The following is a 14,832-nucleotide window of genomic DNA, read 5'->3' on the forward strand; positions in this document are numbered from 1 at the left end:
ACGCCCGCCGGACACAGCGCACCATGCAATGATAAAAAGACGTCTCTTCCAGAGAGACTTGTTCGTTACGGGATTTGGTCATGGTGGCGAATGTTAGTCAATCTGAAAATGAATTTCAAGTTTATGGATGTCCTTTTTTACTTGTTTCAAATTTATGGATGTCCTTTTTTACTTGTTCTTTTTTACCTTGTGAGTTTGGTTGGTGTCGGATATAAAAGAGCCTATCAAAAGGCTCTTTGGAAGGGAACGGGGTTACAAAAATAAATGCGTCCCCCGTTATCCTTGGCTTCGGTCGAATAATGCTTGAGTTAGGCTTCTGCTAAAAATAGATAATGGTCTGTATCATTTTCAGAATTTACCAGTGAGCTAAACATGAACTCAGGGCCTCCACGATAAAATATGAAGAGATATTGATCGCTTGTGCTAATTGCTACCTGTTTTCCGATAAACTTACTAAATACGGCATCCCAACCCCATTTAAATTTCTCACCATTTGGAAAAATAAAAGTATAGTTTTGATCCAGTCGACTAGCCTCCAGGTTAATCGTTTTTTCTACATCCCATTTAATAAGCTTATCGGCAATAGACACTCGTAGTGTAAATTGACTGTCGAAATATAATTTCAAAGTGATTCCATCAAAACCATACTCAATCGCAGTCTTACCATTAATATGATCTAGCTTTTTTTGCAAATTAGAGACTTGTTTTGAACCTACAATTGCTTCTTCAAAAGAGCGATAAATTGTAGGCTCAATAAGACTTTTCACAGGTATGTCTTGGTACATATATTTTTCCTAAAATTACCAGTATTTATCATTCATCGAGCAAAAAAACGAACACTTGTTGCAGATTCGACTATAGTTTCACCTCTCGCTGCAGCTTGGTTATTTATAACATTTGCCGTAGCTGTTGCCTCTGCAACAGTCCTCCTAGAAGGTGGGCCTTCACCATATACAGTTGCTCCAACTGCATGGAAATCTTCAGCGGAAATGTTCAAAGATGTGTTTCTTCCTCCTGATCTGACATACACATTATGATCTTCAGGGTTAGATGCTTCTATGAATACTCTTTCTAAGTACAACCAAGACCGGAATAACAGGAATAATTTAGGCTTATAAAAGTGATCATGCCTACAAGAAAAACTGCCTCAATGATCAATCGAAGAACTAGACTGGTCAATTTAAATTGTTGTTTTCCAGCGTATGAGATATAGATGGACACTATAAGAATCACGCATATAAATATTAGAAGCAAAGTATCATCTATACCATTCTTTAAGACATCCAAACCGGTCCTTCTCGCGATAAAATCAGAGAGTAATAACAATCCAGTCAGGCAAAGGCATACAATCAAACCATAAATGCTACTTTTCATAAATAAGACTCGATTAATTTGATTTAAAGCTTGGCTCAAGGTTTTCATCTGCACACATCAAAGAATCAACGAATTCAACTCTATGTGCAACAGATGCACCTGGTTCAATTTTCCCTCCCGGTACTAAGGAGAAACCCTGATCAGCACGGTTTACAATAGCTCCCGCTGTAGAATTACTATTCACCGAGTCTAATGCTATTAGCAATGGACAGAACATTGGCATCAACAGCATTAATTATGCCTGTATGTAGTTGCACTTGAGTCACTGGATAAAGCAATTTTATGGATGTCCTTTTTATAAATTTTCGTATGGCAGTGTCTCCCAGTTGTTTCAAGACATCTGTGGGGCAATCGCATTTGTCGAGTTCAACAATCGACGAATACCATTTGCCTATATCCCCATGAGCAAGACTACTTGTCCAATTATCATAGTCAGAATATATAAACAGATCATGTATATACTCAGTAATAAGGGCTCCAGCGTCAGCCCTTTCCGTATTCATTAGTCCATTAGCTCCCATTTTCCGGTCCCAACCTTTATTTGAGGTTTCCTCGTCTGTTTGATCATTCCATTGCGTCATTTTACCATTAACACCATCGATCACCACTTTATTACCATCCACATAAACGGTCCCACCAGTCTCTGTGTCTATAAATCTTTCCCCATTGCGTCTCACTTCATCTGGATCATCCACATTTCAAGATGAGTCGGCTTCACGGGTACCTCCATGCCAAGTTGTATAATCTCCGTTTCCATACAACCAATCCTCATCATTTGCAGCCGCAAGATGATAAGGTGAAGGCGGTCAGGATCTGTCGGTATCGGGTTTGGCCGCAACAAAACAGCCCCGTTCGGGGCTATTGGCGGACAGGAGGCTGACCTATGTAAATTGTAAGACCTGACCCCATGATGCTCTACAACAACAAAAGGCAAGATCCCTATGGTTCCGGTTTCATCTTGTATAGTTTAATAGATATATTACCTAACTCTAATCGAAGACACTTTTCAATCAAAAGACCTTTTGACAAAGACGCTAGTTTTTTTTCGTGAGAAACCAAAATACTCGATTTAAAGAACCCGATTTCCTTATCCCATGCTATGAACTTTCCCTCCATTACAACTGAAGGTTTACCTAATTGCTCCTCAATTTGAGAATAATTTAAATTATCTATTTTTTCTGTACTAGGAAAAGCATACCAAGCATTAAAGGCGGAGAATAATGCCCATATACAAAACAGAAGTAATATACTAATGACTGTCAACATAATTTTATTCTGATTTATCTTCATCATTTTCATCACCTATATATGTTCTATAAACAATAGATGAACTATGCTCCGAGAAGGTGTCCAAGATATTGCCAGTATTCACAGTATATTCTCCCGCCCATACCCCTGTACCATCACCGACATATATTCCAACATGTCCAGTTGCATCACTATGATCTTGAGAGTTTATGGATATCCTTTTTATATTAACTGACACAGAATTTTGAACACCCTTAAACTTTAATCAACGACTCTAACCTCTGTGGTTTCGAGTTTATTAACAAGATCATGGGCCAATAACTCAATATTTTCGTAATTATTCAACTTCAAATATGACTTTAACGAAACCAATAGTTCCTTTTTTAAAATACTTAATTCGTCAGTATACGAACCATCATAATCCGTTAAAAGGGTAGTTGGCAGACTTGCCACCCAATCATCAAAAGCTTTTGGGTGCTTATCAAACCATAAAAAAGTAAGATGCGGACAACTTATAAAGGACTGAGCAATCATAGGAGAAATTTCAGTACCTATAGCACCATCCCTAAATTGCCAAATTTCACCCAAAGTATTAACAAAAGGCACAGCCTCAGAACACTTACGATTTAACAACAAATTCTTCACATCCAAGACATTTGATTTATACCAGTCTAAGTTAGCATTTGTAAGAGATTTATACTTTTTAATATTTGCCTGCTCAGCGTATGAAAATAACGCAAAGAAACACAAATAAATAAACAATATTTTTTTCATTTCCACATCCCATTATTGATAGAGGCTATTTGTGATACCAATTGATATCAAACTAGATTTATCCAAAATTTCAAATATTTCGTCCCTTGCTACACGGCGTGTTTTAACTTCAAAATTGCCCGCGCCATCGTGAAGGTCACAGGCAAAAAGAAAGCGGCTAAAGCCGAAGCCTTACCGCTTGCATTCTGATCGTTGTGAAGGGCCTTATGAAGGCATTCACAACTTTTTAATTGGGGTCTGCCCCCGATTGTTTGTTAGTTTTTTTGGAACAAGACAAACATTTTCCTGTACGAAGATCGAAATTCTGAAGAAAAATTCCGTAACCTTCTCCACATTCTTTGCATCTACACTGACTTAATAGCAAAACAAATACGGGAATCGCAAAAACAATAAGAACCATTATGCTCGGCATCTGAGTGGCCAAAACGGACAAAAGAAAAAATGCCCCGATAAAGTCGAGCACTACTTTTTTAACTGTCATAACAATTCCAAAAAATCAAAACGGCCAAGCTTGCAAGTTTATGGATGTCCTTTTTTAAGGATTGATTAAAATCATGAAATCTGATAACCCTATTGATTTATCCAATATCAATTACTTCAATTTTTTTTCTTTCAAAATCAATATGAGATACCTGAACGTTGACCTGATCATTCTTCATATACTGTTTGTTTTTATTTCCACTCTTCATTGTTGCGACTAACTTATTTTCTAATTTAATTAAGTAGCCAAATTCAGCAACCAACACTACATTTCCTGTAGTAATCAGACCTAATTTAAAGCTGCTTTCTTTCCAAGGATCTTTCAGTTCTTTAGCTCTTTTCAATGAAGCATAAAACCTAACATCTGTAACAGACAGAATCTTAACATTAAGAACATCACCAACCTTACAGATCTCGAAAATCCTATCATGTAGCCATCACTATTTTCATAACTGACGCTGATTCCATGTGAAGCAACTTCGGTCACTAGCACTGGATAAACTTTCCCCTCTTCTAAACTATCCATACGTGTTATTAATCCATATTTGATAAGAAATCTTCTTAAAATTTTATAATTATCGGTATCCGCACGAATAGGACTGCTATCTATGAAAGAACAGAATGGTCTACCCTTTGCCTCATCATAATCTCCCAACAAGTGTATGGATGTCCTTTTTTATTCCTCACCAATCTCTTAGGGAACATAAACTGACTGAACTTCAAAGTTGAAGCCATCCTCACTTTCATAGATACGCACGGATAAAACTAGATCACTAATGCCTTCTTCAGTGCATAAATCTATCAGAACATCCCAATACTCTCTCATCCATTGACATGCAGAAGATTGCCAAGTTTTATCCAACAAACTGCTTAAACGACAACCATAGCTAGCAATATTGGTTCTTATGATATCAGCATCTGACTCGGATATGGGTTTAACCCCTTTAACACCGCTTAACTGTTCAAAGGTGTCTGCCTTTATCGCTTCTACAATACTAACTAAGGTTTCGCGCCATATTGAAGGTACTAGTGTTTGGTTTTCTTCGTCTTTTTCTACCAATATTTCTGACATATTATTAATCCGGAGAATGAAGTTCTTTATGGCAATCCACACACACTTCGGCATGGTTCTCTGGCACTGTTTGTCCACCATCCGCGTGTCTCTCAATATGGTGACCTGCAGAATTTGAAGCATCAATTTCAGTACCACAGCCATTTGCGCATTGGCTGTCTTGTTCAGCGCGTTTTTTCTCTCGTGCTGATGGAGTAAAAAACCGCTGTGGATCTCTTTCGTCTTTCGGCACACTCCCTGGTTCGGTAGGTGGTTTAGGTAATTTCCCACCATCGGCTTGATCTGCCCATCTTCAGATAGAGCTTCTTCATCCTCACCCTTTTTTGTCATCCAAACTAAACCAGAAAGGGCGCCAGTTGCTACTGCATATCCTGCCCATTTAGGCCGAGTAAAATCTGTGGGCTCTGGTGCAGCTGTGTCGAATACTATGAATGCTGTCAGGCCTTTTAAGACCGACTCCCCCATTTGACCATCAGGATCCACATACCTATACGGATTATTATTCGCATAAGCATACCGATTAAAACTGAGCGGATTGCTTTCCACGAACCCCACCGGATCCACGGCATAAAACCTTCCTAAACCGGATCATAATAACGGGCCTGCATGTACGTCAAACCTGTATCCGGGTCATGCACATGACCAGTATAGCCAATGCGGTTGTTTGTTTTCAGGTCCTGATTTTCGACCTTACTGCCATAAGACATGTAGTTTTCTTTCCAGATCATCTTGCCCAGCTCATTAGTAGCTGCAACCGGTGACCCCAAGGCGTCAGTATGGTAGTGGGTGGTGGTGATTTCGGCTTGAGAGTTGAGATTCACCAAACCCAAACTTAGCATGACAATAGATGTTAAAAGGTAAGCCACCAACTTCCGAACGATATCATTCATATACTTCATTCCCTGCCCTCCTAATTCAAAATCAAGCCGATAATGGCCACCATGGCCCCAGCGTTATAGAGCGTCAATTCATCCTCAGGATCTGACATACCATCACCATCAGTATCTGCACTGGTTGGTGAGGTATGATATTTGTTTACTTCTTCACCATCTGACCAGCCATCATCATCGTAATCAGCATAGCCAACTTCAACATGCAGGTGTTTTTAGGTGACACACTCTTCATAATCATTCAATTGATCGCCATCGGTATCAAATAACGCCGGATCAGTCCCTTGACACCATAAGTTGTCATATTGGCTCGGGCATCTTTGTCCTGCTACCGAATCACCTTCCTGGCAATCAATCAGGCCATCACCATCTGTATCGATATTTAATGGATTCAGTTTTAAGTCGATTTCCGTACCATCTTCAATCCCGTCGCCGTCGGTATCACGGGATAAGGGGTCGGTATGGTATTTATGAATTTCATCGTAATCATTCACAAAATCGCAATCAGAATCCCCGTCACACACATTGGTATGGTAAAGGCAATATTCGTCACCATCGTAAATACCGTCGTGATCAGTATCTTCATCATCTGACCTGGCTGCATCAAAGTATTTCTTGCCACAGCCTTCGGAAACATAAACAAGTTTATGGATGTCCTTTTTATCACGGTTTTTTTATCAAGTTAATCGGTGGGGTGATTGGGTCCATCGAACAGCAACTGAACCGGGTGTATGGCGAGGTGAAGGCGGTCAGGCTCTGGCGGTAACGGGTTTGGCCCTAAACAGAACGGCCCCAGGCGGGCTGTTGGTGGGCAGGAGGCTAACCTATATAAATTGTAAGGTCTGATTCCATGATCCTTCATGATCCTTTTCAAGGCTTCGTCCCCTTCATCTAAAAATCAAGTAAAGCACAAGATCTTCTATAACAGATTGTTCCACGATTACTGCAATTTTTCCCATAATATTAGTCGAATTTTTATAGGCTTCACTGTACAGATGGTTTTGGATAGAGTTTTGAATTGTATGTAATAGCTTTAACTTAACATCCATTTCCCATACCCACGTTTCCTCTCCTGCACATAAAATGGCATCTGCAATGTAACTAGCTTGATCTAAGAAACCGTTATGAGTGATCTCCAAAAACTCTTCTACAGAGAGCGTTAACATATACTGAGAGCCATCATGATCTTGAGCCCACTTGAGCATCTCAGAATAATCAGGTTGTTCAACACTCAAATCACTGGTAGTAAAAATATAGTATGTCATTTCTGATCAGTATTATTGAAATGGGTTTGTTGCTGCGCAGCATCTTTAGCCTCTTGTCCGTTTAAATATCCGTTCTTTGGCAATTTCCCATCTATATCTACAGACTGATTTTTCTTTAAATCAAAAATACGAAAATAGCCATCTGCTAAATCGTATTTAATCTCATAATTATCGCGTCTGAACCCTAGTTTTACGCTATCAGGCGATAACTTACCTTTCACGCCTGGCGCAAATTTCTCTAATGCTCCAGTTAAACTTCCGCTTGCACATATTCCTCTGAATTTGGCCACTTTGGCACTTGCAGCGGCGGCTTTGCTGCCTCTGTAGCTTTTAATAATGGAGCAGGAATATATGGAATAGCGGCACCGGCAGCTGATACCCCAAAGTCGATTGTTGCCTCACTTGCAGCCGTAAGATGATTATGCTTCTTAGAGAACAGGATCGTAAATAATTGCGCCTCTTTTTATCTTAGGGTCGACTATTTATCCGTACTGGTGTGAGGTTGGGGATTGTTGTTTGTGTCAGGTCCTAAAGTCTTATCAATATAATAAACCACACAGTCAGCCGCTTCTTCTGACGCCTCTCTTCTTAAGGTATATCCATCCTCAAATACCCGGCTTAAATCGAGGCCATGTTTGACCATCACTTTCAGTAAATCTACTGATTCGATCTCGCGATACGCCTACTATACAGGACCTCTTCATCTGGTTTTCTTGTTCTTAATTTACTCAACCAGATAGCTTCAAATATTTCTGGTGGGCAAGAAGAATTAATTGCCAACTCCACTATATCGTAACTCCCGTCTACGGAATCATCTGGTTATTCCCAGTCAATACCGTTGTTCTCTGAAGAGCTTGAATTAATAATTGCATCTGCACAGGCATAATGATCTAACCTAGGCGCCCCCGTTAAAGGGATTCCATCTACTTCGTTTAACATATCAAATCTGGCTCCCTGCTGAAAGCGAGTCAGTAATAATTCAAAGCTAGGCAACTCTACAGCAGTGTCATTTGGCTGCGAACAAGACAGAACTATTAAAATCAGCGCCCCACTGAACAGTCTTTTTTGTCTTTTCAATATATGAAGCAAATTTATCATTCGTCTTCTTCCTGATTACCTGAACCATTATTGTCTCGTGCCTTTTTAAGCATTTCGTCAATATTACTCCCGAACACCATTGCTTCTGCATAATACACCGCATATTTCTGTCAATCGATATCACGGCTAGCTATAAGATGAGCACAACCCCAACGACAAAGCTGATCTCGAAGCCAAATCCGCAAAAACTCTAGCCCGGAAAATAGCTTGCTGACTCTGAGTAAAATCTATCCCAAAAGATCTAAAAGCTATGCATTCAGAGAATTTCAATAGGCCTTTGATATTCGTACGTTTTGTCTCAGAAGAGCAATCATGCTGTTGTTCATCTGACTCAGTTTTGTTCCACTTAGCATGCTTTGGATCATGAATTTATTTCGGTTATGTGATAGGTGTCTCTGTTAAGGAAAAATCCTTTTTTCCACACGTTGTCAGTTCGGGGCTGAACACATCACACCAGCTGTAGGTTTTCGTGGCAATGCTTGGTCATTGATGCCCAGATATAACTGTATTGACTGTACATTCGCATAAAACCACCCCTGTTTACTGTTTTTTAACCTATCATCCTTGGCAGTGATCCCCATCCATTAACAGGCAATCTCCTGCTGGGATATATCCTGTCGATGGTTATTTTTTGGAACATATCTGTACATACCTCTATTTCCCTGAAAAACCTGAAAAATCCTCATAAAGGAGGAGGAAATCAATCCAGTAAATCCACTAACATTTTTTCGCTGAATTTTCTGAAGCAAGACAAATTCGCTACTCAATTTACGAATGTACTTAAATTTTCGTCCTCAGGCTGAAGCCTGGTGTCGTCAGGATAAGTCTGTAAAAACAACAATACTTGGAGCCCACAGCAATGATTAAGACCTTTACCAGCTCAATTGGTATACCCATTTTACTGGCCGCTGTATCCATACCTGCCTTTGCTGAGCTTGGAAACCCCAGAGTCAATCAACTGGGTTATATTCCCAATGGCCCGAAAGTGGCGACCTATGCCAACAACTCCAGTTCGCCGCTGAACTGGCAGTTGTGGAAGGGCAATCAATTAGTTAAATCCGGTACTACCGTCCCTTTCGGCAATGATGAAGCCTCCGGAGAATACGTACACCAGATAGACTTTTCTTCCGTCACCACTACCGGGGATGAGTTTAAATTACGTATAGGCAATGACAGCAGCTATCCATTTGAAATCAATGCAGATACATTCATGGCTGCCACATTTGATTCAATCCGCTATTTTTATCACAACCGTAGCGGTATCGAGATTGAAACCCAATACACCGGTGGTGGACATGGCAGTTATGCCCCTGACAGCAAATGGGCACGCCCGGCCGGACACCTCAACGTCACCCCCAACAAAGGTGACAACAATGTCGCCTGCTGGCCAGGTACTTGTGACTACAGCCTGAATGTCACCAAAGGCTGGTATGATGCTGGCGACCATGGCAAGTACGTTGTTAACGGCGGCATTTCTGCCTGGAAACTGCTCAATGCCTACGAACGTTATAGATATTGGGGAGACAATACCGACTTTCCTGCCCCCGGCAGCGCAAACCGGATAACCCCGTTTGCCGATGACATGCTGAATATTCCGGAAAGTGGCAATAATGTTCCAGATGTTCTTGATGAGGCTCGCTGGCAGTTAGAGTTCTTGCTGGCGATGCAGGTTCCAGATGGCAAGCCGCTGGCAGGAATGGTGCATCATAAAATGCATGATGAGGCCTGGACCGGACTGCCATTGGCACCGCACGAAGATCCCAATACCCGATTCCTGGTTCCTCCTACAACGGCAGCAACGTTGAATGTTGCCGCAGTGGGGGCCCAGTGTGCACGGATTTGGAGCCGCTTTGATCAGGCATTTGCCAATCGCTGCCTGAGCGTTGCCGAAAAAGCCTGGAATGCCGCTAAAGCACACCCCGATATGATTTATGGCAATGACTACAACGATGGCGGTGGCGGATATGATGACCTGAATGTGGCCGACGAGTTCAGCTGGGCTGCCTCTGAGTTATATATTACGACCGGCCAATCCAAATACCTGTCTGACATCAATACGAACCTGGCTGCCAGCGAATGGGGTTGGCAAGGTACTCAGGCAGCCGGCGTCATGTCTCTGGCAACGGTTACCAGTTATTCCAATTCCGGCCTCCGGTCGCAGGCTCAACAGAGCATCATTGCACGTGCTAATGACCTTCTGGAGATCAGCCGGGGAGAGGGTTATCAAATACCCCTCAATTTTGACAGCTTTTATTGGGGTTCCAACAGCGTCATTGGTAATTTCATGATACTGCTGGGTCTGGCTTATGAGTTTACAGATAACCAGGATTACCTGAATGAGGTAGGCCGGGGATTGGATTATCTGTTTGGTCGTAACGCCCTTTCAAAATCTTACGTAACCGGTTACGGGCAAAATGCCACTAAACAACCACACCACCGTTTCTGGGCCGGCGCTCTGAATAATAATTACCCCTGGGCTCCTCCAGGTGCGCTGGCTGGCGGACCGAACTCCGGTCTTGAAGACGACGTCTCAAAAGATGCGGTAGATGGCTGCCAGTCCAGGCCACAAACCTGTTATGTCGATGACATTGGTGCTTGGTCCACGAATGAAATCACCATCAACTGGAACAGTGCATTATTCTGGGTACTGGCGTTCTACGACGAATATGCCCGTCAGGATACTGCTTTGAATCATGTCCCGGTCGCGAATGTAACCGTTACTCCTAAAACAGGCACAGCGCCTTTACGGGTCACCTTCGATGCCAGTGCGTCCACTGATGCCGATGGTGATGAACTGACCGCAACCTGGGATTTTGGAGATGGTACCAGTGGTGAAGGACTGGTCGTTGATCACCTTTATACCCAAACAGGCCGCTTTGGCTCAATTGGCGAAATCAGCGATGGCAATGGCGGCAAAGTTGGGGTTATTACCTTTATCGATATAACAGGTAGCCAGGGTAATACACTGCCTGTTGCTAAGTTTTCAGCGTCCACCAAAACCGGTCCGGCACCTTTGACGGTTCAATTTGACGGCAGCGAATCCTATGATAACGATGGTGATCCACTCACCTATCGCTGGCTGGTTAAAAACCAACAGGTCGGTACCTCGCCACAATTAAGCTATACCTTTACCGATGAGGGGCTATATTTTGTCGAACTGATTGTGAATGACGGCAAAGCTGACTCTGTCACCGCGATGACTACAATCAACGTCACTCCACCCGTGACAAGTGGTGATCTCAGCTGCACCTTAACGGCTAATAGCTGGAATAACGGTTACACTGCATCGGTTAAAGTGACTAACCAGGGAAGCACCACGTTAAACAGCTGGCAGGTTAATCTGCTGCTTCCTGCCGGGCATACCATCAGCAACACTTGGTCTGCCTCATTTGACACGACCCAATCCCCGATCGTCGTCAGCAATAATAACTGGAATGGCACACTGGCCCCAGGGGCTAGTGTAGAGTTTGGTTTTCAGGCCGGATTCACTGGCAGCTATACCGCTCCAAGCTGTCAATAACACGCATACCCAGCGGCAAGGACGCCGCTATTCAATCAGGGCCAAGGCTTTACTCGTTTGATCAACAATACTCTCCGCCCCCACCTCAGCACCACCTGTCTCTCAGTTATAACCACTACAACTCACAGCATAAACACGCAAACACTGGTTATTTGACCATATAGTCATCATCTGATTGAACCAATACACTGACGCGAGGTTTCCAAAAGATTTTCATCATAACGAAATCTGAATGGTGCAAGCTGTAACCTGCATATGGCGAACATTAAAGGATAATCCCATGAGTAGCCCGATAAACAAGACACTACAAAAAACGGCTCTGATGCTGGCAATCAGCATGATTGCAGCCGGATCTCAGGCAGACCTGATCATCAGTGAATACATCGAAGGATCGAGCTATAACAAAGCAATTGAACTGCAGAACACCGGTACCGAGGAGATCAATCTCAGTACATACAACCTGGAACTGTACAGTAACGGCAAAACCAGCCGGACGGCTTCGGTGAACCTGAATGGTTCACTCGCCGCCGGAGGCGTTTATGTACTCGCTAATGGCAGTGCCAGCAATGATATCCTGGCGGTAGCTGATCAAATCAGCAGTTCCGTCATCAATTTTAATGGCGATGACACTTTGATCCTGAAACAAGGTGAGGCCGTCATCGATTCATTTGGCCAATACGGCTATGACCCTGGCAGCCAATGGAACGTCAACGGCGTCTCAACCGCTAACGCCACCCTGCGCCGACACAGCAATATCACCAGTGGCGACACCAATCCTAACGACGAATTCGACCCTTCCCTGCAATGGGATGCTTATCCTCAGGATACCTTTGATGACTTGGGAGGCGGTTCTGATAATGGCGGTGGTAATAGCGGAACGGCAACGGAAGCACTTATCTCCGAAATTCAGGGTAGTGGCGCCAGTTCTCCCATGGTGGACGAACAGGTCATTGTAACTGCGGTGGTTGTGGCCGTTTACCAGGATGAACATTCATTCAATGGTTTCTTTATTCAGGAAGAAGATGCCGATCAGGATGGTGACGCGAGCACCTCAGAAGGTATTTTCGTATATTCCTCACAACCTGTTCAGGTAGGCGATCAAGTAAAAGTCACGGCCAAAGTGACCGAATATTTTGACCTGACTGAACTCACCGATGTCAGTGCTATCGAGGTACTGTCCAGCAATCAACCACTGCCAGCTACAACTATTATCAACCTGCCTCTCAGTTCGACTGATCAGCTGGAAGCGGTCGAAGGTATGCTGGTGGAATTTCCACAAACCCTGACCGTCAACGAAGTCTATCAGCTGGGCCGCTATGGCCAGATGCTGTTGTCACAGGGCCGTCGTTATCAGGGTACCGAAGTTGCCCTGCCGGGCGAGGATGCACTGGATGTGATTGCCAACAATGCACTGAACGTCATCAAACTGGACGATGGTTACTCCAACCAGAATCCGGTACCGGTCATTTATCCGGCTCCAGGCCTGTCAGCATTGAACACGGTCCGAATCGGCGACAGTGTCCCTGGCATTACCGGCGTTATCAATTACAGCTTCGGTGAATACCTGCTTGAACCCGTTGGCGAAGTCACATTTGACCCAACCAATCAAAGAACGTTGTCACCACAAATCGATTCTATGGCGAACCTTAAAATCGCCAGCTTCAACGTACTGAACTTTTTCAACGGTGATGGTCAGGGCGGTGGCTTCCCCACTTCCCGAGGTGCCGATAACGCAGAAGAGTTTCAGCGTCAGCTCGATAAATTGGTGCCCGCTCTGGTGGCCCTTGACAGTGACATCGTCGGCCTGATGGAAATTGAAAACGATGGTTATGACGAATACAGCGCCATCGCCACCCTGGTAGACGCATTGAACGCCGAGCTGCCAACCAATAAAGCCTACGCCTATGTTGACCCTGGTCTCAGCAATCTTGGCTCTGATGAAATAGCCGTCGGCATGATTTATCGCCCATCCAGTGTACAGCTGTTGTCCAGCGCAAAGCTGGATTCCAGCAACTCCGCTCTGGATCCAGATACGGGTGAACCGCTGTTTAACGACGGTAAAAACCGCACAGCATTAGCAGTCAGCTTCAAACATCTGGAAACCGATCAACTGCTTACAGTTTCGGTCAACCACCTGAAGTCCAAAGGTAGCGACTGCGTTAGCCTTGGCGACCCGGACCTGGGCGACGGTCAGGGTAATTGCAACCTGACCCGGACTATGGCCGCCGAAGCCCTGGCACAATGGTTAGAAGACAGCCCGACGGGTACCGACACTCCCATCACGCTCATCATTGGTGACCTCAACTCCTATGCCATGGAAGATCCGATTCGTACTTTGGAAAGTGCTGGCTTTAACAACCTCAAAAAAGCCAAGGGATTGCCGGGAGACTACTCTTATGTATTCAATGGTCAGTCAGGCTCTCTTGATCATGCCCTGGGCAATCAGGCAGCACTTGACGCAACTTTGTTAGTCACTGATTGGCACATCAATACCGATGAACCTGCGGTGCTGGACTACAACACCGATTACAAATATGACGGCCAGGCAGAAACACTCTACAACGCTGACCCCTATCGTTCTTCAGATCACGATCCAGTGATCATCAGCATGTCTTTAACGCCAGCCAATGAGCCGCCCATTGCACTGATCAGCCATTTTCGCATTTGGAACTGGCATATCTTTATCGCGGACAGCTTTGATCCCGATGGCCGGGTGGTGAAAAATCATTGGAACTTTGTGAACTGGGATGAATTTGACAGCTGGTTCGCCTTTGTTCCGGAGTCAGTGCTGAAGCGTAATCACGTCAACCAGATTATATTGACCGCAACTGATAACAACGGTGCCAGCAGCGAAGACACCCTAATGCTCAGCAATACTCACTCCGGGCACTATCACAAAAGAGATCATTCCCACCATTGATGACTGTCATTTGAACGGTATTGGTTAAGGGATTTTATCTTCGGGATGGCAACCAGCCATCCCACTACTCCCCTGGCGCAACAGACACCCAACCATCTTTTAGCAATCACAAATAATAACCAGTGTCATTTTTTTTTAATCAGTCTGACACACTACTTTCATTGCCCTTATCGAGAATGGGAAAAACCCAT

Annotated in this window: 15 protein-coding genes and 1 pseudogene; 3 read left to right on the top strand and 13 right to left on the bottom strand. The window is 43.7% G+C overall.

Annotated features, from left to right (window positions below; translation table 11 throughout):
- A partial coding sequence (locus tag ACQY6I_RS11100) for a hypothetical protein (RefSeq protein WP_428241559.1) occupies window positions 1-264 on the top strand: 264 nt, incomplete at its 5' end.
- A 44-nt stretch (window positions 265-308) separates the two neighbouring features.
- Here the strand turns inward: ACQY6I_RS11100 and ACQY6I_RS11105 are convergent.
- The 13 genes and pseudogenes from ACQY6I_RS11105 to ACQY6I_RS11165 all read right to left on the bottom strand — a co-directional run bounded on the left by ACQY6I_RS11105 (window position 309) and on the right by ACQY6I_RS11165 (window position 8,201).
- The gene (locus ACQY6I_RS11105; RefSeq protein ID WP_428241560.1) at window positions 309-785 is read right to left on the bottom strand and encodes a hypothetical protein; all 477 of its coding nucleotides are present in this window, start codon (window positions 783-785) and stop codon (window positions 309-311) included.
- Between the two features lie 765 nt (window positions 786-1,550).
- Window positions 1,551-1,997, bottom strand: a complete 447-nt coding sequence (locus ACQY6I_RS11110; RefSeq protein ID WP_428241561.1) for a hypothetical protein — start codon at window positions 1,995-1,997, stop codon at window positions 1,551-1,553.
- 316 nt (window positions 1,998-2,313) lie between these two features.
- Entirely contained in the window at window positions 2,314-2,667 is a 354-nt protein-coding gene (locus ACQY6I_RS11115) for a hypothetical protein (protein ID WP_428241562.1), read from the bottom strand.
- Window positions 2,668-2,883: 216 nt separating this feature from the next.
- Entirely contained in the window at window positions 2,884-3,396 is a 513-nt protein-coding gene (locus ACQY6I_RS11120) for a hypothetical protein (RefSeq protein WP_428241563.1), read from the bottom strand.
- A 578-nt stretch (window positions 3,397-3,974) separates the two neighbouring features.
- The gene (locus ACQY6I_RS11125) at window positions 3,975-4,220 is read right to left on the bottom strand and encodes a hypothetical protein (protein ID WP_428241564.1); all 246 of its coding nucleotides are present in this window, start codon (window positions 4,218-4,220) and stop codon (window positions 3,975-3,977) included.
- Window positions 4,217-4,534, bottom strand: coding sequence for a hypothetical protein (locus tag ACQY6I_RS11130; protein WP_428241565.1), 318 nt, complete (start codon window positions 4,532-4,534; stop codon window positions 4,217-4,219). The genes ACQY6I_RS11125 and ACQY6I_RS11130 overlap by 4 nt, the downstream gene beginning before the upstream one ends.
- 36 nt (window positions 4,535-4,570) lie before the next feature.
- Entirely contained in the window at window positions 4,571-5,413 is an 843-nt protein-coding gene (locus ACQY6I_RS11135) for a DUF7668 domain-containing protein (RefSeq protein ID WP_428241673.1), read from the bottom strand.
- Window positions 5,414-5,479: 66 nt separating this feature from the next.
- A pseudogene (locus ACQY6I_RS11140) lies at window positions 5,480-5,847 on the bottom strand (RHS repeat domain-containing protein); the annotation flags it as partial.
- A gap of 11 nt (window positions 5,848-5,858) precedes the next feature.
- Window positions 5,859-6,047: a hypothetical protein gene (locus tag ACQY6I_RS11145; protein WP_428241674.1), complete on the bottom strand. Its 189-nt coding sequence runs from the start codon at window positions 6,045-6,047 to the stop codon at window positions 5,859-5,861.
- Between the two features lie 6 nt (window positions 6,048-6,053).
- Window positions 6,054-6,332 carry a hypothetical protein gene (locus ACQY6I_RS11150; RefSeq protein ID WP_428241566.1) on the bottom strand — a complete coding sequence of 93 codons (279 nt, stop codon included), beginning with the start codon at window positions 6,330-6,332 and terminating at the stop codon, window positions 6,054-6,056.
- A 393-nt stretch (window positions 6,333-6,725) separates the two neighbouring features.
- A complete protein-coding gene (locus tag ACQY6I_RS11155) occupies window positions 6,726-7,103 on the bottom strand; it encodes a hypothetical protein (RefSeq protein ID WP_428241567.1) in 378 nt (125 codons plus the stop codon).
- Window positions 7,100-7,393, bottom strand: a complete 294-nt coding sequence (locus ACQY6I_RS11160; RefSeq protein ID WP_428241568.1) for a hypothetical protein — start codon at window positions 7,391-7,393, stop codon at window positions 7,100-7,102. The genes ACQY6I_RS11155 and ACQY6I_RS11160 overlap by 4 nt, the downstream gene beginning before the upstream one ends.
- 529 nt (window positions 7,394-7,922) lie before the next feature.
- The gene (locus tag ACQY6I_RS11165; protein ID WP_428241569.1) at window positions 7,923-8,201 is read right to left on the bottom strand and encodes a hypothetical protein; all 279 of its coding nucleotides are present in this window, start codon (window positions 8,199-8,201) and stop codon (window positions 7,923-7,925) included.
- Window positions 8,202-9,060: 859 nt separating this feature from the next.
- Between ACQY6I_RS11165 and ACQY6I_RS11170 the strand changes: the two genes are divergently transcribed.
- Both ACQY6I_RS11170 and ACQY6I_RS11175 read left to right on the top strand, forming a co-directional pair.
- Window positions 9,061-11,721 carry a glycoside hydrolase family 9 protein gene (locus ACQY6I_RS11170; RefSeq protein WP_428241570.1) on the top strand — a complete coding sequence of 887 codons (2,661 nt, stop codon included), beginning with the start codon at window positions 9,061-9,063 and terminating at the stop codon, window positions 11,719-11,721.
- A 280-nt stretch (window positions 11,722-12,001) separates the two neighbouring features.
- Window positions 12,002-14,641, top strand: a complete 2,640-nt coding sequence (locus ACQY6I_RS11175; RefSeq protein ID WP_428241571.1) for an ExeM/NucH family extracellular endonuclease — start codon at window positions 12,002-12,004, stop codon at window positions 14,639-14,641.
- The last annotated feature ends 191 nt before the right edge of the window (window positions 14,642-14,832 follow it).

Source organism: Gynuella sp. (assembly GCF_050297175.1).
GTDB lineage: Bacteria > Pseudomonadota > Gammaproteobacteria > Pseudomonadales > Natronospirillaceae > Gynuella.